This is a genomic window from Streptomyces sp. CBMA156, assembly GCF_014596515.1.
In the GTDB taxonomy this organism is placed as follows: Bacteria; Actinomycetota; Actinomycetes; order Streptomycetales; family Streptomycetaceae; genus Kitasatospora.
Genome location: NZ_MSJQ01000214.1, coordinates 54,212 through 74,968, shown reverse-complemented (window position 1 = coordinate 74,968; position 20,757 = coordinate 54,212). Strand labels below are relative to the sequence as shown.

Annotated in this window: 17 protein-coding genes; 12 read left to right on the top strand and 5 right to left on the bottom strand. The window is 74.2% G+C overall.

Annotated elements, in window-relative coordinates:
• Window positions 1-225: 225 nt before the first annotated feature.
• The 5 genes from BU198_RS17845 (at window position 226) to BU198_RS17825 (ending at window position 7,102) form a co-directional block, all read left to right on the top strand.
• A complete protein-coding gene (locus BU198_RS17845) occupies window positions 226-3,663 on the top strand; it encodes a DNA polymerase III subunit alpha (RefSeq protein WP_188297845.1) in 3,438 nt (1,145 codons plus the stop codon).
• Window positions 3,660-4,724, top strand: a complete 1,065-nt coding sequence (locus BU198_RS17840) for a DNA polymerase thumb domain-containing protein (protein WP_188297844.1) — start codon at window positions 3,660-3,662, stop codon at window positions 4,722-4,724. Before BU198_RS17845 ends, BU198_RS17840 begins: the two co-directional genes overlap by 4 nt.
• Window positions 4,725-4,943: 219 nt before the next feature.
• The gene (locus BU198_RS17835; protein ID WP_188297843.1) at window positions 4,944-5,669 is read left to right on the top strand and encodes an ArsR/SmtB family transcription factor; all 726 of its coding nucleotides are present in this window, start codon (window positions 4,944-4,946) and stop codon (window positions 5,667-5,669) included.
• Window positions 5,666-6,403 (top strand): SRPBCC family protein, encoded by a 738-nt coding sequence (locus BU198_RS17830; RefSeq protein ID WP_188297842.1) that lies wholly within the window; start codon window positions 5,666-5,668, stop codon window positions 6,401-6,403. Before BU198_RS17835 ends, BU198_RS17830 begins: the two co-directional genes overlap by 4 nt.
• A gap of 126 nt (window positions 6,404-6,529) precedes the next feature.
• The gene (locus tag BU198_RS17825; RefSeq protein ID WP_188297841.1) at window positions 6,530-7,102 is read left to right on the top strand and encodes a dihydrofolate reductase family protein; all 573 of its coding nucleotides are present in this window, start codon (window positions 6,530-6,532) and stop codon (window positions 7,100-7,102) included.
• Between the two features lie 43 nt (window positions 7,103-7,145).
• Here BU198_RS17825 and BU198_RS17820 read toward each other — a convergent pair whose 3' ends face one another.
• Window positions 7,146-7,985: a class I SAM-dependent methyltransferase gene (locus BU198_RS17820; protein WP_188297840.1), complete on the bottom strand. Its 840-nt coding sequence runs from the start codon at window positions 7,983-7,985 to the stop codon at window positions 7,146-7,148.
• A 119-nt stretch (window positions 7,986-8,104) separates the two neighbouring features.
• On the opposite strand from BU198_RS17820, the gene BU198_RS17815 reads away from it, so the two are divergent.
• Window positions 8,105-8,695, top strand: a complete 591-nt coding sequence (locus BU198_RS17815) for a DinB family protein (RefSeq protein WP_188297839.1) — start codon at window positions 8,105-8,107, stop codon at window positions 8,693-8,695.
• 19 nt (window positions 8,696-8,714) lie between these two features.
• Here BU198_RS17815 and BU198_RS17810 read toward each other — a convergent pair whose 3' ends face one another.
• Complete coding sequence (locus tag BU198_RS17810; RefSeq protein WP_188297838.1) at window positions 8,715-9,281, bottom strand: AAA family ATPase; 567 nt, start codon at window positions 9,279-9,281, stop codon at window positions 8,715-8,717.
• A 173-nt stretch (window positions 9,282-9,454) separates the two neighbouring features.
• Complete coding sequence (locus BU198_RS17805) at window positions 9,455-10,024, bottom strand: hypothetical protein (RefSeq protein WP_188297837.1); 570 nt, start codon at window positions 10,022-10,024, stop codon at window positions 9,455-9,457.
• A gap of 313 nt (window positions 10,025-10,337) precedes the next feature.
• Here BU198_RS17805 and BU198_RS17800 point away from each other — a divergent pair, with 313 nt between their 5' ends.
• From BU198_RS17800 to BU198_RS17790, 3 genes are all read left to right on the top strand, one after another.
• Window positions 10,338-11,474, top strand: coding sequence for an SUKH-4 family immunity protein (locus BU198_RS17800; RefSeq protein ID WP_188297836.1), 1,137 nt, complete (start codon window positions 10,338-10,340; stop codon window positions 11,472-11,474).
• A 117-nt stretch (window positions 11,475-11,591) separates the two neighbouring features.
• Window positions 11,592-12,629 carry a DUF2332 domain-containing protein gene (locus BU198_RS17795; RefSeq protein ID WP_188297835.1) on the top strand — a complete coding sequence of 346 codons (1,038 nt, stop codon included), beginning with the start codon at window positions 11,592-11,594 and terminating at the stop codon, window positions 12,627-12,629.
• Between the two features lie 162 nt (window positions 12,630-12,791).
• Window positions 12,792-13,550 (top strand): MerR family transcriptional regulator, encoded by a 759-nt coding sequence (locus BU198_RS17790; protein WP_188297834.1) that lies wholly within the window; start codon window positions 12,792-12,794, stop codon window positions 13,548-13,550.
• Between the two features lie 183 nt (window positions 13,551-13,733).
• Here the strand turns inward: BU198_RS17790 and BU198_RS17785 are convergent, their stop codons facing one another.
• A complete protein-coding gene (locus BU198_RS17785) occupies window positions 13,734-16,130 on the bottom strand; it encodes an FtsX-like permease family protein (RefSeq protein WP_188297833.1) in 2,397 nt (798 codons plus the stop codon).
• The gene (locus BU198_RS17780) at window positions 16,127-16,840 is read right to left on the bottom strand and encodes an ABC transporter ATP-binding protein (protein ID WP_317620178.1); all 714 of its coding nucleotides are present in this window, start codon (window positions 16,838-16,840) and stop codon (window positions 16,127-16,129) included. The genes BU198_RS17785 and BU198_RS17780 overlap by 4 nt, the downstream gene beginning before the upstream one ends.
• A gap of 278 nt (window positions 16,841-17,118) precedes the next feature.
• On the opposite strand from BU198_RS17780, the gene BU198_RS17775 reads away from it, so the two are divergent.
• The 3 genes from BU198_RS17775 to BU198_RS17765 all read left to right on the top strand — a co-directional run bounded on the left by BU198_RS17775 (window position 17,119) and on the right by BU198_RS17765 (window position 20,627).
• Complete coding sequence (locus BU198_RS17775; RefSeq protein WP_317620177.1) at window positions 17,119-18,570, top strand: histidine kinase; 1,452 nt, start codon at window positions 17,119-17,121, stop codon at window positions 18,568-18,570.
• Window positions 18,522-19,172, top strand: coding sequence for a response regulator transcription factor (locus BU198_RS17770; protein WP_188297832.1), 651 nt, complete (start codon window positions 18,522-18,524; stop codon window positions 19,170-19,172). Before BU198_RS17775 ends, BU198_RS17770 begins: the two co-directional genes overlap by 49 nt.
• 411 nt (window positions 19,173-19,583) lie before the next feature.
• A complete protein-coding gene (locus BU198_RS17765) occupies window positions 19,584-20,627 on the top strand; it encodes an isopenicillin N synthase family dioxygenase (protein ID WP_223244547.1) in 1,044 nt (347 codons plus the stop codon).
• Window positions 20,628-20,757 lie beyond the last annotated feature (130 nt).

Here is a 20,757-nt window from a genome sequence, read left to right as displayed (position 1 = left end):
GGCACGCCCCTCCTCGCCGCCACTCCGCCCGCGGTACGACGCACCGGCCCGTCCTGGCGCCCGGCGCAAGGCCCTGTCACCGTACGGCACGGTCGGCCCACCCGGGGTAACGGCTTGACGAGCTTGTCGAACAAACGATCGAATACGGTCTACGCTGGAGAAATCGGAAGGGGAGCCGGGTGTCGACGAAGGGGGCCGAGCGCAGGGAACCGGAGGTGATGTCGGGTGTTCGCGCATCTGCACGTCGCCTCCGGCTACTCGGTGCGCTACGGCGCCTCACTGCCGGGCCGGCTGGTCGAACGGGCGGTGGAGCTGGGCCTGCGGGAGCTGGCACTGACCGACCGGGACACGGTGGCCGGGGCGGTGCGGTTCGCCCGGGCCTGCGCCGGGGCCGGGATCCGGCCGCTGTTCGGGGCGGACCTCGCCGTCCCGCTCCTGAGCCGGGCGCAGCCGGCGCGGAGAAGCCGCACGCCCGCCCGGGGCGGGGCGTTCGTCGCCGACTCGGCGCCCCGGGTCACGCTGCTGGCCCGCGACGGGCAGGGCTGGGCGAACCTGTGCGCGCTGGTCACCGCCGGCTGGGCCGCCAGGGAACAGGCCGGCGGCGGGCAGCCGATCGTGCCTTGGAGCGCGATCCGGCGGCACGGCGAAGGCCTGACCGTACTCCTCGGTCCGGCGTCCGAGCCGGTGAGGGCGCTGGCCGACGGCCGCACGGACCTGGCGACCGAGCTGCTGGCACCGTGGCGTGACGTCTTCGGGCCGTACCTGCGGCTGGAGGCCGTGCACCACCGCCGCACCGGCACCGGGCCGGGATCGCTGCGGCTGGCCGCCCGCACCGTGGGCCTCGCCGCCGAGCTGGACCTGCCGGCGGTCCTCACCAACGCCGTGCGCTACGCGACCGGCGACCGGGCTCCGATCGCCGACGTCCTGGACGCGGCCCGGCTGCTCACCCCGATCCGACCCGGCCGGGTCTGCAACGGGGAGCGGTCCCTGAAGGACGCCGCCGGGATGGCCGGCCTCGCCGAGGAGGTCGTCCGCGCGGCCGGGCAGGAGCGGGGTGGGGCGGCGCACCTGCTGGCCGCGACCGCCCGCACCGCCTCCGAGTGCCGCCTCGACCCGTACGCCGATCTCGGGATCGGCCGGGTGCACTTCCCCGAGGAGCACGTCATCGGCGTCGCCCCCGGCCGGTCCGCCCAGGTGCTGCGCGAGCGGTGCGAGGCGGCGATGGTCCGCCACGGCTACGACCGCTCCGCCACGATGCGGGCCCGCCTGGAGGCGGAACTCCAGGTGCTCAACACGCTCGGCTGGCCCTCGTACGCGCTCACCGTCGCCCGCATCGTCGACGACGTCCGGGAGATGGGCATCCGGGTGCAGGCGCGCGGTTCCGGCGCGGGCTCCCTGGTGGTGCACCTGCTCGGCGTCTCCTTCGCCAACCCGCTCGACCACGGGCTGCTGATGGAACGGTTCGTCAACCTGCGCCGCCGCACCCTGCCGGACATCGACATCGACGTGGAGTCCGCCCGCCGCCTGGAGGTCTACCGCCGGATCATGGACCGGTTCGGCACCGAGCGGGTGTGCACCCTGTCGATGCCCGAGACCTACCGGGTGCGGTGGGCGATCCGCGACGCCGGGCTCGCCCTCGGCCTGCCCCCGGACGAGGTCGGCCGGCTCGCCAAGGCGTTCCCGCACATCACCGCCCGCTCGGCCCGCACCGCGCTGCGGGAACTGCCGGAACTGCGGCAGGTCGCCGCCGTGGCGGGCCGGTACGGCAGGCTGTGGGACCTGGTCGAAGGCCTCGACGCACTGCCCCGCGGCACGGCCATGCACCCGTGCGGCGTCATCCTCTCCGACGCCACCCTGCTGCGCCGCACCCCCGTCGTGCCGACCGCCGGCGAGGGCTTTCCCGCCACGGTGTTCGACAAGGAGGACGTCGAAGGCGACGGTCTCGGCCTCCTGAAGCTCGACGTGCTGGGCGTGCGCATGCAGTCGTCCATGGCGTACGCGATCCGCGAGATCGAACGGACCACCGGCGAGCGGATCGACCTGGACGACCCCACCCAGGTGCCCCTCGACGACCCGGCCGCCTACGAGCTGCTGCGCGAAGGCGAGTCGCTGGGCGTGTTCCAGCTCGAATCCCCCGGCCAGAAGGACCTGTTGGGCCGCCTCCAGCCGGAGACCTTCGCCGACCTGGTCGCGGAGATCTCGCTGTTCCGGCCCGGCCCGGTGCAGGCCGACATGATCCGGCCCTTCCTGCTCGGCCGGCACGGCGGGAAGCCCGTCAGCTACCCCCACCCCGACCTGGAGCCGTGGCTGCGCTCCACCTACGGCGTGGTCATCTACAACGAGCAGGTGGCCGGCCTGTTCGCCACCATGACCCGCACCGACCTGGCGATGGGCGAGGAGGCCCGGCGCGCCCTGGCGAAGCCCGAACGCCTACCGAATCTCCAGGCCTGGTACCGGCAACGCGCCACCGAAGCCGGATACCGGCCGGCGGTGGTCGACCAGGTGTGGCGGATGCTGGAGAACATGGGCGCCTACGGCTTCGCCCGCGCCCACGCGACCGCGTTCGCCCTGCCGACCCTGCAGAGCGCCTGGCTGAAGGCGCACCACCCGGCGCCGTTCTACGCCGGGCTGCTCGAACACGACCCCGGCATGTACCCCAAGCGCCTCGTGCTGGCCGACGCCCGCCGGCGCGGCGTGGCGATCCTGCCGCTGGACGTCCAGCACTCGGCCACCGGCTACCGGACCGAGCGGCTCGCGGACGGCCGCCTCGGCCTGCGCGTCTCGCTGGCCGACGTCCGCGGCATCACCGCCGACCAGGCCGCCCGCATCCAGGAGGGCCAGCCCTTCCACGACCTCGCCGACTTCTGGGCCCGCGCCCGGCCCGGCCACCCGGTCGCCGACCGGCTGGCCCGGACCGGCGCGTTCGCCACCCTCGCCCCCGGCAGCGGACGCCGCGACCTGCTCCTGCAGATCGACGAACTCCACCGGCACCACCGCTCCGCCGTCGGCCCTGGCCAGCTCACCCTCGCCCCGCCCGTCGCCCCGCCCGCGGGAACGAGCGGACTGCCGCCGATGACACCCGGCCAGGAGCTGGAGGCCGAACTGGAGGTGATCGGCCTGGACGCCTCCCGGCACCTCATGGAACCGCTCCACCCGCTGCTGGACGAACTCGGCGTCACCCCCTCCCATCTGCTGCGGGAGCAGCCGGCCGGCGCGACCGTACTGGTGGCCGGCGCGAAGGTCGCCATCCAGACCCCGCCCATGCGCTCCGGGCGCCGCACCGTCTTCGTGTCGCTGGACGACGGCGGCAAGGGCGGGCAGGTCGACCTGACCTACTTCGACGACACCCACGAGCAGGCCGCCTACCCGCTCTTCCACCACTTCCTGCTGCTCGCGCGCGGCACCGTCTCACGCCGTGGCAGGTCCGTCACCGTGATCGGCAGCCACGCCTGGAACCTGGAGGAGGTCGCCGGCGCCCACCAGGACGGTGGCACCGCCGCCGTCCGGGCCCTGCTCGCCACCGATCCCGCACCGCACTCCGGCCCGGACGGTGCGGGTAGTGCGGGTGGTGCGGACAGTGCGGCTGGTGCGGAGAGGGGCCGGCCGAGGGCCGGCCGTGGCGCGGGCCGGCTGTGGCACGCCAGCCAGGGGAGCGCCGGATGACCACGCGCCCGCTGACCACGCACCGGATGACCACGCGCCCGCCGACCGCCACCGACACCAGCGCGGGAACGATTCTTCACCTGCGCGTCCACCGTGCCGGCTTCGAGACCTACCGCGAACTGTTCACGGTGCTCGGCGACACCACCCCCGTCGTCCAGGCACTCCCCCCGGACAGCGCGCTCCTGGACCTGGCCGGCGCCACACGCTACTTCGGGCTGGCACCGGAACAGCTCGCGGACCGGCTGCAAACCCGGCTCGCCGCCCGCTACGGACTGGCCAGCACGGGCGGAATCGGGCCCAACCGCATGCTCGCCACCCTGGCCGCCGACGCCGCCACGCCCGGCACCGTCCACGTCCTGCCCGCCGACCGGGCCGAGTCGGAGCGGTTCCTGCGCGGCCGCCCGCTGCGCGCCCTGCCCGGCATCGGTCCCGCCCTGGAACGCCAGCTGGCCCGGTACGGGATCGAGACGGTCGGCGACCTCGCCGACCTTCCCCTGGCCACCGTGCAGCGCGTCGTCGGCGCCTCCACCGGGCGCCTCCTGCACGAGCGCGCCCACGGCACCGACCGGCGCACCGTCGCACCGGCAGGACCGCCCGCCGGCATCACCAGCACGCACCGCTTCGACCGCGACGTCCTCGACCCGGCCGAGATCCGGCGCGCCCTGCTGTCCGCCGCCACCGACCTCGGAACCCGGCTGCGGACGGCCGGGCAGATCGCCCGCGGCGTCGAACTACAGGTCACCTACGCCGACCGGTCCACCACCACCCGCTCACGCACCCTCGGCGAGCCGACCGCCCACACCCCGGCCCTGCAACGGGTGCTGTACGAGCTGCTCTCCGCACTCGCACTGCAACGGGCACGCGTGCGGGCGGTGACGGTGCGGGTCGGCGAACTGGCCGCGGCGGCCCGCGGGGCCGAGCAGCTGACCTTCGACCGGCTCATCGAGAACGCCCGCACGCTGGAGCCGGTCATCGACCGGGCCGGCCTGCGCTTCGGCACCGGCGCCGTGCACCCGGCCGCTCTCGTGGAACCGCGCCGCCCGCGAGCCCGGCGGGCGTGACGGGGCGTTCGTTCGCCGTGGGCGGCCTTCCGTGGGCGGCCCGCCTGGGCCTCACCCTCCTGCCGGTAGGGCTGCTCGCCCTGCGCGGCTGCCCGACGTGCTGGACGATCGGATGGATGCAGACCATCTCGCGGGACCGCCGTACGGCATTCTCACCCTCGGGCTCCCGACAAGTATTTTTTCCTTGACAAATTTTTTTGTCGGCTGGATGCTGGAACGGTGCTGGAAGTCGCCGTGATCGAAGAACCCGCCGCGGCCGAGGCTTCGCTGGACCCGATGCGGTCACGCCTCCTCGCCGCCCTGACCGAGCCCGGCTCGGCCGCCATGCTGGCCGCCCGGCTGGAGCTGCCCCGGCAGAAGGTCAACTACCACCTGAAGGAGCTGGAGCGGCACGGCCTCGTCGAACTCGCCGAGGAGCGCCGCAAGGGCAGCGTCACCGAACGGGTGTACCGCGCCACCGCGGCCTCGTACGTGATCTCCCCCAGCGCCCTCGCCGCCGTGAGCCCGGACCCCGCCCGCTCCCCCGACCAGCTCTCCGCCCGCTGGCTGCTGGCACTCGGCTCCCGGCTGGTGCAGGAGGTCGGGACCCTGCTGACCGGCGCCTCCCGGGCCCGGCAGCGGGTCGCCACCTTCGGCATCGACGCGCAGGTGCGGTTCGCCTCCGCCGCCGACCGGGCCGCCTTCGCCGAGGAGCTGGCACAGTCCGTGGCCACCCTCGTCAGCCGCTACCACGACGAGTCCGCCCCCGGAGGTCGCAGCCACCGGGTGGTCGTCGGGCTCCACCAGATCCCCGCCGCCCCGCCCGGCGCTCAGCCCGGTACTCAGTCCGGCGCTGGGGTTGGGACGGGGCCCGCCGACCCCGCCAACCCTGCCGACCCCGCGGAGCCCGTCGGCCCGGCGGCGGAGGAGACCGGGACCGCACCGAACCGGGAGAACCCGCGATGACCCACCCGTTCGAGATCGGGCTGAAGACCTCCCTGCCGGCGAGCCCGGAACAGGTCTGGGAGGCGATCGCCACCGGTCCGGGGATCGACTCCTGGTTCATGGGCCGCAACGAGCTGGACCCGCGCGAGGGCGGCACCGCCGCCATGGAGACCGGGGGCCACCGCGAGGAGGCGGTCGTCACCGCCTGCGAACCCGGAAAGCGCCTGGCCACCCGTACGGCCACCGGCGAGGACGGCCGGTTCATGGCCTTCGAGTACCTGATCGAGGGCCGGGACGGCGCCGCCACCGTGCTCCGGGTCGTCCACAGCGGCCTGCTCGGCGACGACTGGCAGGACGAGTACGACGCGCTGCGCCGCGGCTGGCCCTTCCACCTCCACACGCTCCGCGAGTACCTCACCCATTTCCCCGGGCGCACCGCCGTCCCCGTCTTCGCCGCCGCGCCGTCGGCCGGCCGGCCGGGGCCCGAGGTCCGGGCCGCCCTCGCCCGCGCCTTGGCGCTGCCGCTCCCGGTCGCCGTGGGCGCGCGGGTCCACGGCGGACCGACGGGCCTGCCGCCGCTGGACGGCGAGGTGGTGTGGGCGGACGACGAGCGTTTCGGGGTCCGCACCGCCGACGGGCTCTACACCTTCCACCACGGCTCCGGCCTGGTGCTGATGTTCCACCACCTCTTCGGCCGGGCTCCGGACGGGGCCGAGGCCGCCTGGCAGCGGTGGCTGACCGAGGCCCTCGCCTGAGCTTCCCGGCTTGCCGGACCCTCCGCGTCCGGCAGGCCGGGCAGAACCCGTCGGACCCGACAGCACCAGACCCGACAGACCCCGACTCAACACACCCAGACCCGCACGAGAACCGAGGAACCACCCATGCGCACCCTGATCAGCACCGCCTTCGTCTCCCTCGACGGCGTCGTCGAGGGCCCCGGCGGCGAGCCCGGCTACCGCAACTCCGGCTGGACCTTCAAGGACATCGAGTTCCTCCCCGAGGCGTTCGAGATCAAGGGGCGGGAACAGGAGGAGTCCACCGCGATGCTGCTCGGCCGGGTCAGCTACCAGGCGTTCAGCCCGGTGTGGCCGGACATGCCGGAGTTCGCCCACTACCGGACGCTGCCGAAGTACGTCGTCTCCACCACCCTCGCCGACGACGACCTGGTCGGGAACTGGGGCGAGACCACCATCCTGCGCTCGCTCGACGAGGTCGCCGCGCTGAAGGAGACCGAGGGCGGCCCGATCATCGTGCACGGCAGCGCCACCCTGAACCACGCCCTCTCGGACGCCGGCCTGATCGACCGCTACCACCTGCTCGTCTTCCCGCTGCTGCTCGGCGCCGGCAAGCGCCTGTTCAGCACGACGGACAAGGACACCCAGAAGCTGAAGCTGGTCGAGCACGAGGTGTACGGGAACGGCCTCCAGAAGCAGGTCTTCGACGTCGTCCGCTGAACGTCTCCCCTCCCCCGTCCCCCCGCTGGCCTTCCCCGGCCCGTCAACGCTCCTGCGCGGTGCGCCAGATGAACACCTCGCTGCTCGGCTGCCGCTCCGAGAAGAGGCCCGAGGGCGAGGTCCGGGCGAGGAGTTCACGGAGGTCCGCCTCGAAGGCAGGACGGCGCTCGGCTAAGAGGTGCGGGGCCGAGGAGGAGAGCGAGAAGACGCCCGCGACCGCGTCGTCGGCCGTGCGTACCAGCGGCCGCCCGCCCGGGACGACGATCCGCTGCGGGCCGGCGAAGCCCGCCCGGGCGAGGACGGCGGCCTCGTCGCCCGGTGTGCCGTGCGGCAGCAGCCCTCGCCCCGCGCGGCGGACCGGCCCGAGGTAGTGCCGGACCAGCTCGCCGATCCCGGCGTACGGCACCGGCGGGTGCGGCAGCCCCTCGGTGGGGCGCGACTCGCCCTTCAGGTCCGAGATGTGCGCCAGCGCGCCGCCGGGGCGCAGCACGCCCCGTACGGTCACCGCCACCAGGTCGCGGTCCATCCAGTGGAAGGACTGGCCGAAGGTCGCCAGCGTGAACGTGCCGAGGTCCGGCGGCAGTTCCTCGGCCCGGGCCCGCACCCAGGTGGCCCCAGGCTCCGCCGCGCCCGCCCGTCGCGCCTCGGCGATCATCCCGGCGTCCGGGTCCACCCCGACGACCTCGGCGAACAGGTGCGCCAGCTCCAGCGCCAGAGTCCCCGGCCCGCACCCCACGTCGAGCAGCCGCCCTTGACCGTCCAGCCCCAGTGCCCCGGCCAGCGCCTCCGCCAGTCCGGGGGCGTACGGGACCCTGCCGCGCGTGTAGTGAGCGGCCGTCCCGGCGAACAGCGTCTCGTCCCAGGTCCATTCGGTACCGCTCATGCCTGCTCCCCTGCGAAGGCTCGTTCCCGGCCGAAGGTCCCGATCATGGCACGGGTGCTGACGACTGGTCAGGACAGGAAATCGGTGGACAGGCCGACGGCGCTCCACAGACTGGTCCCATGACTGTGACGGATGACAGGACCGACCTCCGGATCTACCTCCAGGACGCCCGCGACGCGTTGCTCTGGAAGCTCGACGGCCTCTCCGAGTACGACCTGCGCCGCCCGCTCACCCCCACCGGCACCAATCTGCTGGGCCTGGTCAAGCACCTCACGGGCGCCGAGGCGATGTACTTCGGCGACACCTTCGGACGCCCCTTCCCCGAGCCGACCCCGCTGTGGTTCATCGGCGACACCGAGCCGAACGCCGACCTGTGGGCGCGGGCGGACGAGAGCACCGAGGAGATCGTCGGACGCTACCGGCGGGTCTGGGCGCACTCGGACGCCACCATCGAGGCCCTGCCGCTGGACGCCACCGGCCGGCTGCCGTTCGGCGACCGCCCCGAGCAGACCCTGCACCGGGTCCTCGTCCACATGATCGCCGAGAGCCACCGCCACGTCGGCCACGCCGACCTGGTCCGCGAACTCGTGGACGGCACCATCGGGCAGCGCCCCGACGGCATCAACACCGCCGAGGGCGACGCGCACTGGTGGCGGGCCCACCACGACCGCGTCGAGCAGGCGGCCAGGAAGGCCGGCGGGCTCGGCTGAGGTGGGGAAACCCGCTGCGTCAGCCTCCGCGCCGCCCGTGCCGGGTGGGCCCGCCGACGTGCCGTACGACGGCCGCCGCCCGGTCCGCGAGGGGCCCGGGGGCGATCGGGAGGCACTCGTACCCGAACCGGGCGTAGGCCTCCCGGTGGATCCGTTCGAACCGCAGCGACTCCTCGTACGAGATGCGCCGTGCCTCGGTCGGGGTGACGAAACCCGGGCTCTCCACGAAGAACACCCGGCGCTCGTAGACCCCTTCCGCCCGGATGCGGTCGAGCTCCCGGGCGAGGGCCCGGCTCACCGGATGGCCGAGGTACACCGCCAGGGCGTACGTGCACACCGGCGAACGGTCGAAGAACCGCACCTCCCCCGGCGGGCCCGCGGCCCCCTCCTGCCGGAGCCGCTGCAGGGCGACCACCGCGTCCACGAACGACGGGTCCGCCCACGGCTCCGGCTCGCCCTGGGCCTGCCGCAGGGCGATCACGTCCGTGGCGGCCTCCTCGACCACCGGGAAGCCCTCGCACTCCAGCCACCGCAGGATCGCCGTCTTCCCGGCCCCCGGGGTGCCGGTCAGCAGGTAGCGCTTCATCCCCGCACCCTACGGGCCCGGCGGCGGGGTCGGGGGGCCGTAGGGCGCCGGGCCTGTAGGGCGCGAGTGGCGTTGCGGCAGTGGCGAAGGGCTTCGGGCGGGCGACCGGCACGTGGGGCCGCCGGGGCTGTCAGGACCGCCTACGCAGCGGCGGTCGCCCGTCGATGATGACGCTATCCCGCACCGATGGCAGCAGCCTGTGTGCGGCAATGTTCCAGCCCCGCCATCACCTCGGCCCGGTCCGAGCCGTCCTTGCTCACCAGTAGTTCGCCGGCCGCGGTCATGGCGGCCCAGAAATCGGGCGGCGAGCCCCGTCCGTCCCGGAACCGGGTCCTGGCGAAGTACAGGAAGATCTTTGTGAGCTCCCCGGCACGAAACCACCCGAGCAGGCTGCCTGGACAGCCTCCGCGCGCACCGGCGGCGGTTCCCAGCAGGTTGCGGATGCGCTCGTCGTGCTCGTCAAGGACTCGGTCCACGATGAACACGTGCCCCATCGTGAGAAGGGTGGCGACGAGTTGCTCCTCACCCACCGAGAACTCCGCGAAGAGTGGTTCGACCTCGCGGAGTCGGGCCTGGGCGTCCGACCGGGGCACGCCCAGCGCCAGGCAAACGGCCATCGCGCAAGTGCCCAACTCGCCTGTCCTCGCGGCCAGTTCGGCGAAGATCCCCTCCTCGCTCCGCCCAGCGGCAAGCATCTCCTGCGCCTCCGGAACCAGTGCGTCCTCGCCCCTACCACGGTTCATGGCCGGAGGCTACCGCGAGAGGCGACGGCCGGCTTCGCCCTGATCCCCTCGGTCACCGAGGCCGGCCGACCGACCGGGCGGGCCGGACCATGGCCCTACCGCACGCCCGAGTATCCGAACCTGCCGATACCGGCCACCACTCCCATCCAGGCCCCCGCGCGCGGGGCCGTACCGGGCGGACCGGGTCTCACCGCTTCCCGGACGCCCCAGGCCGCCCGCGGGGCCGTGCCCCGGTGCTGTCGGGGCGGGCCGCTAGGGTCTGTGGGTCACGGGGACGAGCGGGGAAAGGGCGGGGCACGTGGGGTGTGAGCGGGTGGCAGAGCTGCCGGACGGGGTGGTGCACGCGGGGAGTCGGGAGTTCCTGGTGCGGGAGGGGCTGCCCGCATCCGGGGCGTTCCTCGACTTCGGGGCGCTCGGGAACGGGGAGCTGACGGCGTTCCCCGCGGAGCCGGAGCGGCTGTTCGTCCTCGGGGAGACGGAGTACTGCACGCCGTTCGCGGCCAGCGACGACCTGGTGCTGCTGGACGGGGTGACCGGTGAGGTCTTCCTGGACAACGGCGGTCCGCGGCGTGACCTGCTGGCCTCCGGCCTGACCGCGCTGGCCGGCCTGGTGCGCGAGGTGGACGCGGTGGCCGAGGCGGCCCGACGGCCGGAGGCGCTGGACGGGCTGCGCGGTCCGGCCGTGATGGCCGGGGTGCTGACGGAAGCCGGGCAGCGGATGCGGGAGACCGACCCCGGGCTGTTCGGCGACGACTCCGCGCCGCCCCCGCACTGGGGCACCGCGCTGCTGGTGCGGGCGCTGGGCTGGGGTGCGCTGCCGGGCGGGCCCGGCGGGCCCGCGTACGAGATCACCCCGGAGCTGGTGGCGGAGCTCGCGGCGCTGACGGACCAGGACGGCGGCCCGGGCCGGGTGCACCGCTTCCGGTCCGAGGCGCTGCCCGCCGCCCTGGTGCACGGGCCGACCCGGCGGCTGCTGACCGAGGTCGGCCTGCCGCTGGGCGGGGCGATGTTCGGGGTGTGCGAGGAGCCGCTGGTCACCATGGGCGAGGCGTACCCGGAGTACTTCGACGGCGAGGAGGAGCGCCCGTACCAGCGGGACTTCCTCGCCCTCGGGGACTGGCCGACCGATCTGACGATCGCCCTGGACGGCGCCACCGGCCGGCTGGAGCTGCCGGACTGGTACGACGACGGCCAGCCCGAGGCCTACCTGAACCGCGACCTGTCCGCCCTGCTCTACGCCCTCTGGACGTACGAGCGGCTGCGCGCCGAGTGGGAGCGCTGGGACCGCGGCCGGGCCCGGGACATCTGGGCGGTGTTCGACCCGCAGTCGCTGCTGAGCGCGGTGGTGGACCGGCTGGTGGAGGGCGTCGACCCGGAGGCGTTCGCCTCGCCCGACTGCTCCTGGCGGCTGCTCGCGGAGGACGGGCACATGGGCGGCCTGCTCGGCTGAGCCGCCGCGGCCTCCCCCGGTCCGGCGCACGGAGCCCACAGGGCGCACAGCGCCCACAGCGCACATGGGCTGTGGCGATTCGATCACTCGACAGGGCGCGGAAGGGACACGCGGGGGATGCGCAGCGACACGGGGGAGCTCTACCGGGCGTTCGCGGAGCGGGAGGCGAGCGGCAACTCACCGATCTACCAGGAGCTGGCCGAACGCGTCGCCGGGGACGGGAAGTTGGGCGCCCTGCTGGACGGCCTTCCGGCCGTGAAGCGGCAGCCGAACCTGCTGTTCGCTGCCGTCCGGCACCTGGGCGGGCCGGTGACGGAGGGCTGGCCGGCCTTCCGTGACTGGACGACGGAGCACTGGGCCGGAGTGTCGGCGACCATGCTGGAGCGACGGACGCAGACCAACGAGGCGGGCCGCTGCGCCACCCTGCTGCCGCTGCTGGCGGCACTGCCGCAGCCGCTCGCGCTGATCGAGGTGGGCGCCTCGGCGGGGCTCTGTCTGTACCCGGACCGGTATCGGTACCGGTACCGCTTCCCGGCCCGGGAGGAGGGCGGGCGTGAGAGCGAGGTCGGCGCTCCGGTCGCCGAGTTCGGCGCCGTGGCGAGCCCGGTGACGCTGGACTGCGCGGTGAGCGGGCCGGTTCCGTTCCCCGGCTCCCCCGGCCCCCTGCGGGTGCGGCTGCCCGAGGTGGTGTGGCGGGCCGGCATCGACCTCGATCCGCTGGACGTGCGGGCCGAGGAGGACATGCGCTGGCTGGAGTCGCTGGTCTGGCCGGAGCAGACCCATCGGCTGGAGCGGCTGCGCGGCGCCGTGCGGGTCGCCCGGGCCGAACCGCCGCTGCTGGTGCGCGGCGATCTCAACGCGACCGTCCGGGAGTTGGTGGCACAGGCCCCGGCGGGGGCGACACCGGTGGTGTTCCACAGCGCAGTGCTCGCATACCTGTCGCCGGAGGAGCGGGAGGAGTTCGCGGCGACCGTGCGCCGACTGCCCGGGCACTGGATCTCCAACGAGGCGGTCTCCGTTCTGCCGACCGTCGCCCGGCGCCTCCCCCGTCCGGCCCCGGCCGGCTCCGGGCTGTTCGTGCTCGCCCTGGACGAGCGGCCGGTGGCCTTCACCGGGCCGCACGGGCAGTCGCTGGACTGGTTCGACGAGGCGTAGTCGGCAGGAGCTCAGTCGGCCGGGGTGTGGCCAGCAGAGGGCCGGAACTTCGGACTTGAAGCTGCCGCAGCGGCAGCTTCTACCGTCATGACCAGGGCCGGAGAACCGGCCCGGTCCACGCGACCGTGGGGACGTAGGGACGTGGAGAGGAGGGAGGCAGCCATGGCCTGGCCCATCGCCGAGGTGGCCCGGATGTCCCGGGTGACCGCCAGGACCCTGCGGCACTACGACGAGATCGGGCTGCTGCCCCCGGCCTGGATCGGCTCCAACGGCCACCGCTACTACGAGGAGCGGCAGTTGCTCCAACTGCAACAGATCCTCGTACTGCGGGCGCTGGGCGTGGGGCTGACCGAGATCGCCCGGATCCTGGGCGATCAGGTGGACGAGCTGGAGGCCCTGCGGGGCCACCGCCGGCGGCTGGTCGCCGAGCGCGACCGGCTCGACGCCCTCGCCGGCACCGTTTCCCGCACGATCGCTGACCTGGAACGCTCCCGGAAGGACGGCACGCCCATGACCATCAACCGCCCCGAGAACCTGTTCGAGGGCATCCAGCCCGACGACGTCGACGCGAGCCTGCGCGACTTCCCCGAGCACGCCGAAGCGGCCCGGCGCGCGACCGCCGCGATGACCCCGGCCGAGATCGAGGCCGGACAGCGCGAGCGGACCACCCGCATGATCCGCCTGGCGGAGCTGATGGCGGCCGGCCACCCGGCCGACGCCGAGCCCGTGCAGGACGTGATCGACGAGGAGTACCGGCTGCTCGGCACCATCCGGTCGGTCCCGACCGAGGAGTACCTGGCGATCGCCCGTTCCTGCACCGAGAACGAGCAGTGGAGCGCCGCGTACGAGGCCATCGCCCCGGGCCTGGCCGGGTACCAGCGTGCCGCCATGGAGGCGTACGCGGCGGCGCGGCTGTCCTGAGCCGGGCCGGCCCTGACCGGAGTGGGCTGAGCTTGGTCGGCCTGGGCCGCTCTTGCCCTGCCTCGCCTGCCTGACCTGACATGGCCTGCCCGGCCCTGACTCTGGCCCTTGGCCTGGGAGCGCCACGGGGGCTCCCAGGCCGGGCCAGGGAGCGACCGCCACTCCTCCTGCCCCTCCCCGCCGTCACTCCGTGCGCAGCGCCGTGACCGTCCGGGTGCGGGCGGCCCAGGTGGCCGGGAGGGCGGCGCCCAACAGGGCCAGCACCAGGCCGCCGAGTATCAGCGGCCCCGCCACCGACGGGGTGAACACGGTGAGGTCGGTGTCCGGCACCCCGAGCCCGGCGGCCCGGGCCATCGCGGGCATCACCTGATGGTGCACCAGGACGCCGATCGGGACCCCGATCAGCCCGGCCACCAGTCCGCTGCCGCAGACCGAGGTGAGCACCATGCCGACGGTCTGCCGGGGCGACATCCCGAGCGCCTTGAGCACTCCGAGGTCGTGCACTCGCTCCCGGGTGTCCAGCAGGACGGTGTTGAGCACGCCGAGCCCCGCCACCACGGAGAGCAGCAGGGTGAGCGTGCCCGCCAGGGTGTTCATCGCCAGCACCACGATGTTGATGCGCTCCCCGCCGGGCTCGGCGCCGAGGCCCAACGGCTGCACGGCCTGATCCAGCCCATCGGTGTAGGCCTTCGTGTCGGTGCCCGGCGTGAGGTCGATGTGGAAGGAGAGCGCCTCGGCCTGGATCGTGCCGCCGAGCGGCGCCAGCGTGGCCCGGTCCGTGAACACCAGGTCGTTGGTGGTCAGGACCTCTCCGGTGATCTTCGCCGGGGCGCTGCGGCCGTGGTCGGTGAGGGTGACGGTGTCACCGACCTTCGCCTGGTTGGCCCGTAGGTAGGCGGCGGCCACCACCACCTCGCCGGGGCCGTGGAACCAGCGGCCGGAGACCAGTTGGAAGCCGCTCCACGAAGCGTCGCCGCTCAGTGCGACCACCTCCGAGCGCCCGGTGTTCCCGGCCAGGGCGACCGGAGTGGGGACGCTGCTGTACCAGGCCCGGGTGCCGGGACGGGAGTCGATGGCCTTGCCCACGACCGCCTCGTCCACGTGGTCGACGGGTTTCGCGGCGCCCTCGATCGGGACCTGGACCAGCACCTTGCCCGCGCGGTCGGCCGTCAGGCCCTCCTGGAGCGAACCCAGCGAGAGCGTCAGGCCCACGCAGAGCGTGGCCCCGACCGTGCCGAGCACCACGGCCGCGGCGGTGGTCGCCGAGCGGCCGGGCCGGTTGAGCGGGGAGGCCAGGCCGAGGCTGAACGCCCGCGGCACCGGCAGTCGGCCGAACAGCTCCTGCGCCCGGTTCAGCGGGCCCGCCGCCCCCACCCCTACCCCCGCGCCCGGGCCGGCGGCCGACCGCTTGGCCCCCGGGGCCGAGCGGCCGACCGCGAGTGCCTCCACCGTCCGCAGCCGTCCGGCCCGCAGCGCGGGTACCAGCGCGGTGCCCGTCACCGCTCCCAGCGCCACCACCGCGACCACGAGGTCCACCCAGACCGGGATGCCGAGCAGCCCGCCGCGCAGGGCCTTGCGGGCCAGCCCCAGGACCGGCACGGACAGCAGGTTGCCGAGGAACACCCCGAGCGCCGTGCCCACCCCGGCGGGGATCAGCGCCTGGCCGACGTAGGCGCGCGCCACCTGGGCCGGGGTGAAGCCCAGGGACTTGAGGATGCCGATCCGCCGGGTGGCGGCGCTGACCGCGCCGCTCACCACCACACCGATGATCAGCACCGACATGGCCAGACCGAGCAGCCCGAAGGCCGTGACGAACGGGACGAAGGTGGCGGCCGTCCGGTTCGCCTCCTCCTGGACGGGCCGGTAGGAGGTGGCCTCGGCGAGCGCCCCGGCCGGCACCGCGGCGGCCAGCGCGGCACGGCCGGCCTCCACCTCGGCGTCGCTGCCGGCGTGGGCGAAGCGGTAGAGGTACTGGGCGGCGGGCGTCGTGCCGGGCGCCGTCAGCCCGGCCACCTGTTCGGGGGCGACCCAGCCGGCCGCGCTCCAGGAGACCGAGGCCGCCAGGCCGACGACCTTGAGCGTCGGCTGCCCGGGCAGCTCCGGGAACTCCATGCTCTCGCCGACCGCCAGCGGGGAGTGCCCGTCCAGGAACACCACCTCGCCGGGGCCCGCGATCCAGCGCCCGTCGGTGATCCGCAGGTCGTCCAGCGGGCCGCTCGCGGCGCGGCCGACCAGCGTCATCGGCGGCAGCGGGCTGCCGGCCGGCGGGATCTCGTTGCCGGGGCCGGAGCGCGGCCGGACGGTGACCGCCTGATAGGGACCGGCCGAGGCCGCCACACCGGGCGCGTGGGCCGTCGCGGCGAGTTGCTCCGGGCTCGCCCTGGTCCGGTCGTACAGCACGTTGAGGTGGGCGCCGTGCTGGTCGGCGAAGGAGTGCCGGTACGGGCCCCGGGCGGCGACCAGCAGCCCGAGCGCGAGGACGCACGCCGTCACGGACATCATCGTGGTGAGCACCATGACCACGGTCTGCACCCGCCTGCGGCCGACCCCGGCGCGCACCACCCTGCCGAGCGCGCTCATCGGCCACCGCCCGCCGCCGGCACGGCCGCCGTGTCCCGGACCAGCCGGCCGTCGAGCAGTTCGATCGTCCGGTCCGCGCAGGCCTCGGCGAGCGCGGTGTCATGGGTGACCAGCAGGATCGTCTGGCCCTCCGCGTTGAGCCCGCGCAGCAGGTCGCGGACGTCGGCGGCCGAGGCGGTGTCCAGCGCCCCGGTGGGCTCGTCGGCCAGCAGCAGCGGCGGACGGTTCATCAATGCCCGTGCCACCGCGACCCGTTGGCGCTCACCTCCGGAGAGCCGGCCGGGGAAGGCCCTGGCGTGCCCGGCCACCCCCAGCCGCTCCAACAGCTCCTCCGCCCGGGCGCGGGCCTGCTCCCGCCGCATCCCGGCCAGCTGGGCCGGGAGCATCACGTTGTCCGCCACGTTCAGGTCCTCCAGCAGGTTGAAGAACTGGAACACCATGCCGATCCGCCTCCGCCGGTACTCGGCCAGCCCGGCCTCGCCGAGCCGGTGGACGGGCACGCCGTCCACCTCCACCTCGCCCTCGCTCGGGCGGTCGAGCCCGGCGATCAGGTTCAGCAGGGTGGACTTGCCGCTGCCCGAGCGGCCGAGCACGGCGAGCGCCTCGCCGGCCCCGACCTCCAGGTCGAGCCCGGCCAGGGCGGGGCGGGCGGCATCGGACCGGTCGTACGTCTTGCTGACGCCGCGGATCCGGATGATCGGCGCGTTCACGGGCCCTCCACGGTTCGGGGTCCGGCGCCGGGAAGCCCCGGGCCGGCTGACGGGACATCACGCTACGAATCGGCGGCGGGGTGTCGACAGCCGTCTGGACGGCCTCTGCGGGGTGTATCCAGATACACCTCGAACTGGGTGTTCAGGCCTAGAGCGCCGGGCGCCCCGGCGAGGCAGACTGACCCATCGAAAGAGCGGAACCGGGGCCTCGGCGGGGGCTTCGGCGCCGCGGTTCGAGGCCTCCCGACGGGGGCCGCGGAAGGGAAGGGGGGAGCGTCGTGAACGTGGGAGTGCTGAACGGAATGGCCCTGCGGTTCGGCCGGGCCTGCGTGGACGGGGTGCGTGCCTGCTACGCGGTGACGCTGGCCGTGACGGGCCTCCTCGCGCTGCTGGCCGGGCCGGTCCTGCTGGCCACCGCGCTGTTCGGCCCGGACGAGCCCCGGCCGTTCTTCCACCCGGGCGGGCCGCTGATCCTGGCGGTGCCGATGGCGCCGGTCGCGCTCTGGGCACTCTGCTGGGCCACCGGGGGCGGTGGCCGGGCGCTCGGCGCCGCGCTGTTCAGCCCGGGCACGGTGGCGCTGCTGGCGACGCAGCTCTACGGCGGTGCGGCGCCCGGCGGCCGGTCCGTCTCGCTCTGGCTGGCGCCCTCGCTGCTGATACTCGGGCTGTTCGGCGCCCGCTGGAGCGCGACGGAGGGCAGGCGGATCGTCGGGAAGTGGAGCGGGCGGCCGATCCCGGTGCCGTACCGCCGTCAGCCCGGAGCCGGGCCCTGGCAGCGACTGCGGACCGGCGGCTGGCTCGCCGACCCCGCGACCTGGCGGGACTTCGCCTGGACGCTGCTCACCGGTGCCGCCGTGCTGCTCACCGCCGCGGTCGTCCTGCTGAGCCCGGTCGTCTTCGAGATCTTCGGCCGGGACGGACGGTTCTTCGCACTGGGCGTCGTCTACGGGATGGGCCTGAGCGTCGCTCCGGCGGCCGCCCTGTGGGCCGCCCCGCCGGTCCTGCGGATCCACGAGAAGGCCGCCCGGGCCCTGCTCGGGCCCTCCCGGCAGACCGAACTCGCCCGCCGGGTCAGCCACCTCTCGCGGACCAGGGCGGACACCATCGACGCCGGGGCGGCCGAGCTGCGCCGGATCGAACGGGACCTGCACGACGGGGCACAGGCCCGGCTGGTCGCACTGGGCATGCTGCTGACCGTGGCCGAACAGCTGAAGGAGGACCCGGACGCCCTCGGGCCGCTGCTGGCCGAGGCCCGGCTGTCCTCGGTGAAGGCGCTCGGCGAGCTGCGGGACCTGGTCCGCGGCATCCACCCCCCGGTACTCGCCGACCGCGGCCTGGCCGACGCGGTGCAGGCGACGGCGCTGGACTTTCCGCTGCCGGTCAGCTTCAGCGGTGCCCTGCCGGGGCGGGCGCCCGCCCCGGTGGAGTCGGCCGCCTACTTCGCGGTGTCGGAGCTGCTGGCCAACGTGGTGAAGCACGCCGGTGCCTCGCACGTGTGGATCGAGATAGGGCACAGTGACGGGCTGCTGCGGATATCGGTCACCGACGACGGGCGCGGAGGTGCCGCCCCGTCCCGGGGAACCGGCCTCAGCGGAACCGAACGCCGACTGGCCGCCTTCGACGGGGTGCTCGCGATCAGCAGTCCGTCCGGCGGGCCGACCATCGTGAACCTGGAGATCCCGTGCGCGTTGTCATCGCCGAAGACCTCTTCCTCCTCCGGGACGGCCTGACCAGGCTGTTGGAGGCCAACGGCATGGAGGTCACCGCGGCGGTGGAGGACGGCGAGCAGCTGCTCGCCGCGGTGGCCGCGGACCGGCCCGACATCGCCGTGGTCGACGTCCGGCTGCCCCCGGGCTTCACCGACGAGGGCCTGCGGGCCGCGCTGGCGGCCCGTCAGGCCCACCCGGGCCTGCCCGTCCTGGTGCTGTCGCAGTTCGTGGAGCAGCTGTACGCCCGCGAACTGCTGGCCGGCAGCGGCACCGGCGGAATCGGCTACCTGCTCAAGGACCGGGTGATGGACGGCACCCAGTTCATCGACGCCGTACGGCGGGTCGCCCAGGGCGGCACCGCCATGGATCCTGAGGTGATCACCCGACTGCTCACCCACAACTCCTCGGCCGGCCCGGTCTCCACCCTCTCCCCGCGCGAGCGCCAGGTGCTGGGGCTGATGGCGGAGGGCCGGTCCAACGCGGCGATCGCCCAGCAGCTGGTGATCACCGAGCGGGCCGTCGCCAAGCACACCGCGTCGATCTTCGTCCGGCTCGACCTCCAGCCCTCCGACGACGACAACCGCCGCGTCCTGGCCGTCCTGGCCTACCTCAACAACCCCTGAGCCGGTCCACACCTCCGGAGGGGAGCCACCATCGCCCGTACACCGACACCGGAACCCGCGCCCGTGCCGGATCCCGCACCCACACCGGCACCATCGCCCCACAAACCGGTGGATCACCGACAAATAGCGAGTGGCCTTCCGCTGCACGGGGCTCGCCCACCGCGGAACGGGTCAATTAGGCTGGTGGAGTGCTCATCCTTGTTCGCCGCCGCCACGTGGACCTGCTCCGCGTGACGACCATGTCCTGTCGACGCTCCGGCTGAACCTCGCGCCACCCACCCTCAGCGGCGGCCCCTGCCCGGCCGCCACCACCTCCCGGCTCCCGGAGCACCCGCCGCACCAGGCGGCTGCCCCGTCCCTCCCCGGTCGACCACCGGGCCCAGCCGGGACGAGACCCAGCGGATGTCACACATGACGCAGCAGTCCACGCCCATATCCGAAACCGGCACCGGCTCCACCCCGGCGGACGCCCTCCCGGTGATCGACCTCTCGCTCGCCGACGGCGGCCAGGACGACCGCCGCCGCCTGCACGACGAGCTCCGCGCCGCAGCCACCGGCGTCGGCTTCTTCCAGCTCGTCGGCCACGGTGTCACCCCGCAGGAGACGGCCGCGCTCGCCCGGACCACCCGTGCCTTCTTCGCCCTCCCCGAGGCCGACCGGCTCGCCGTGAGCAACCTCAACTCCCCCCACTTCCGGGGCTACACCCGCACCGGGGACGAGCGCACCGGCGGCAGCCAGGACTGGCGCGACCAGCTGGACATCGGCGCCGAGCTGCCCCCGCACGTCCCCGGCAGCGGCGAGCCCCCGTACTGGTGGCTGGAGGGGCCCAACCAGTGGCCCGAGGCACTCCCCGAGCTGCGCACCGCCGCGCTCGGCTGGATCGACCACCTCGGCCTGGTCGCCCGCCGTCTGCTGCACGAACTCCTCATCGCGATCGGCGCCCGCCCCGACTTCTACGACGACGCCTTCGCGGGCCACCCCCACCTGCGCCTCAAGCTGGTCCGCTACCCGGGCAGCGCCCCGGACGGCGCCGGCCAGGGTGTCGGCGCCCACAAGGACTACGGATTCATCACCCTGCTGCTCCAGGACACCGTCGGCGGCCTCCAGGTCGAACGCGCGGACGGCACCTTCCTGGACGTCCCGCCGCTCGACGGCGCCTTCGTCGTCAACCTCGGCGAGCTGCTGGAAGTGGCCACGGACGGTTACCTCAAGGCCACCAGCCACCGCGTGGTCAGCCCGCCCGGCGCCCGCGAGCGCTTCTCCGTGCCGTTCTTCTACAACCCCCGCCTCGACGCCCACATCGAGCCGCTGGACTTCCCGCTCGCCCATCACGCCCCCGGCGCCACCGAGGACCCGGACAACCCGCTCTTCGCCGATTTCGGCCTCAACGAGTGGAAGGGCTACACCAGGGCCCACCCCGAGGTCACCCGCCGCCACCACGCCGCCCTCGCCTGATCGGAGCGGCACCGAACCAGCCTGAAGCAACCTGAACCAAGCCGACTGCCGCCCCGACGCTCCTGCTGCCCCGCCGCATCCAGCGCATCCAGCGCATCCAGGGCATCCGAGAGAGAAACACGACCGGCGC

What these genes read in the sequence shown, in the direction of transcription:
- BU198_RS17795 (WP_188297835.1), top strand. Translation starts at nt 11,592, where the DNA reads ATGCGCAGCGACACGGGGGAGCTCTACCGGGCGTTCGCGGAGCGGGAG.
- BU198_RS17785 (WP_188297833.1), bottom strand. Translation starts at nt 16,130, where the DNA reads ATGAGCGCGCTCGGCAGGGTGGTGCGCGCCGGGGTCGGCCGCAGGCGG.
- BU198_RS17790 (WP_188297834.1), top strand. Translation starts at nt 12,792, where the DNA reads ATGGCCTGGCCCATCGCCGAGGTGGCCCGGATGTCCCGGGTGACCGCC.
- BU198_RS17840 (WP_188297844.1), top strand. Translation starts at nt 3,660, where the DNA reads ATGACCACGCGCCCGCTGACCACGCACCGGATGACCACGCGCCCGCCG.
- BU198_RS17810 (WP_188297838.1), bottom strand. Translation starts at nt 9,281, where the DNA reads ATGAAGCGCTACCTGCTGACCGGCACCCCGGGGGCCGGGAAGACGGCG.
- BU198_RS17830 (WP_188297842.1), top strand. Translation starts at nt 5,666, where the DNA reads ATGACCCACCCGTTCGAGATCGGGCTGAAGACCTCCCTGCCGGCGAGC.
- BU198_RS17765 (WP_223244547.1), top strand. Translation starts at nt 19,584, where the DNA reads ATGACGCAGCAGTCCACGCCCATATCCGAAACCGGCACCGGCTCCACC.
- BU198_RS17815 (WP_188297839.1), top strand. Translation starts at nt 8,105, where the DNA reads ATGACTGTGACGGATGACAGGACCGACCTCCGGATCTACCTCCAGGAC.
- BU198_RS17820 (WP_188297840.1), bottom strand. Translation starts at nt 7,985, where the DNA reads ATGAGCGGTACCGAATGGACCTGGGACGAGACGCTGTTCGCCGGGACG.
- BU198_RS17805 (WP_188297837.1), bottom strand. Translation starts at nt 10,024, where the DNA reads ATGAACCGTGGTAGGGGCGAGGACGCACTGGTTCCGGAGGCGCAGGAG.
- BU198_RS17825 (WP_188297841.1), top strand. Translation starts at nt 6,530, where the DNA reads ATGCGCACCCTGATCAGCACCGCCTTCGTCTCCCTCGACGGCGTCGTC.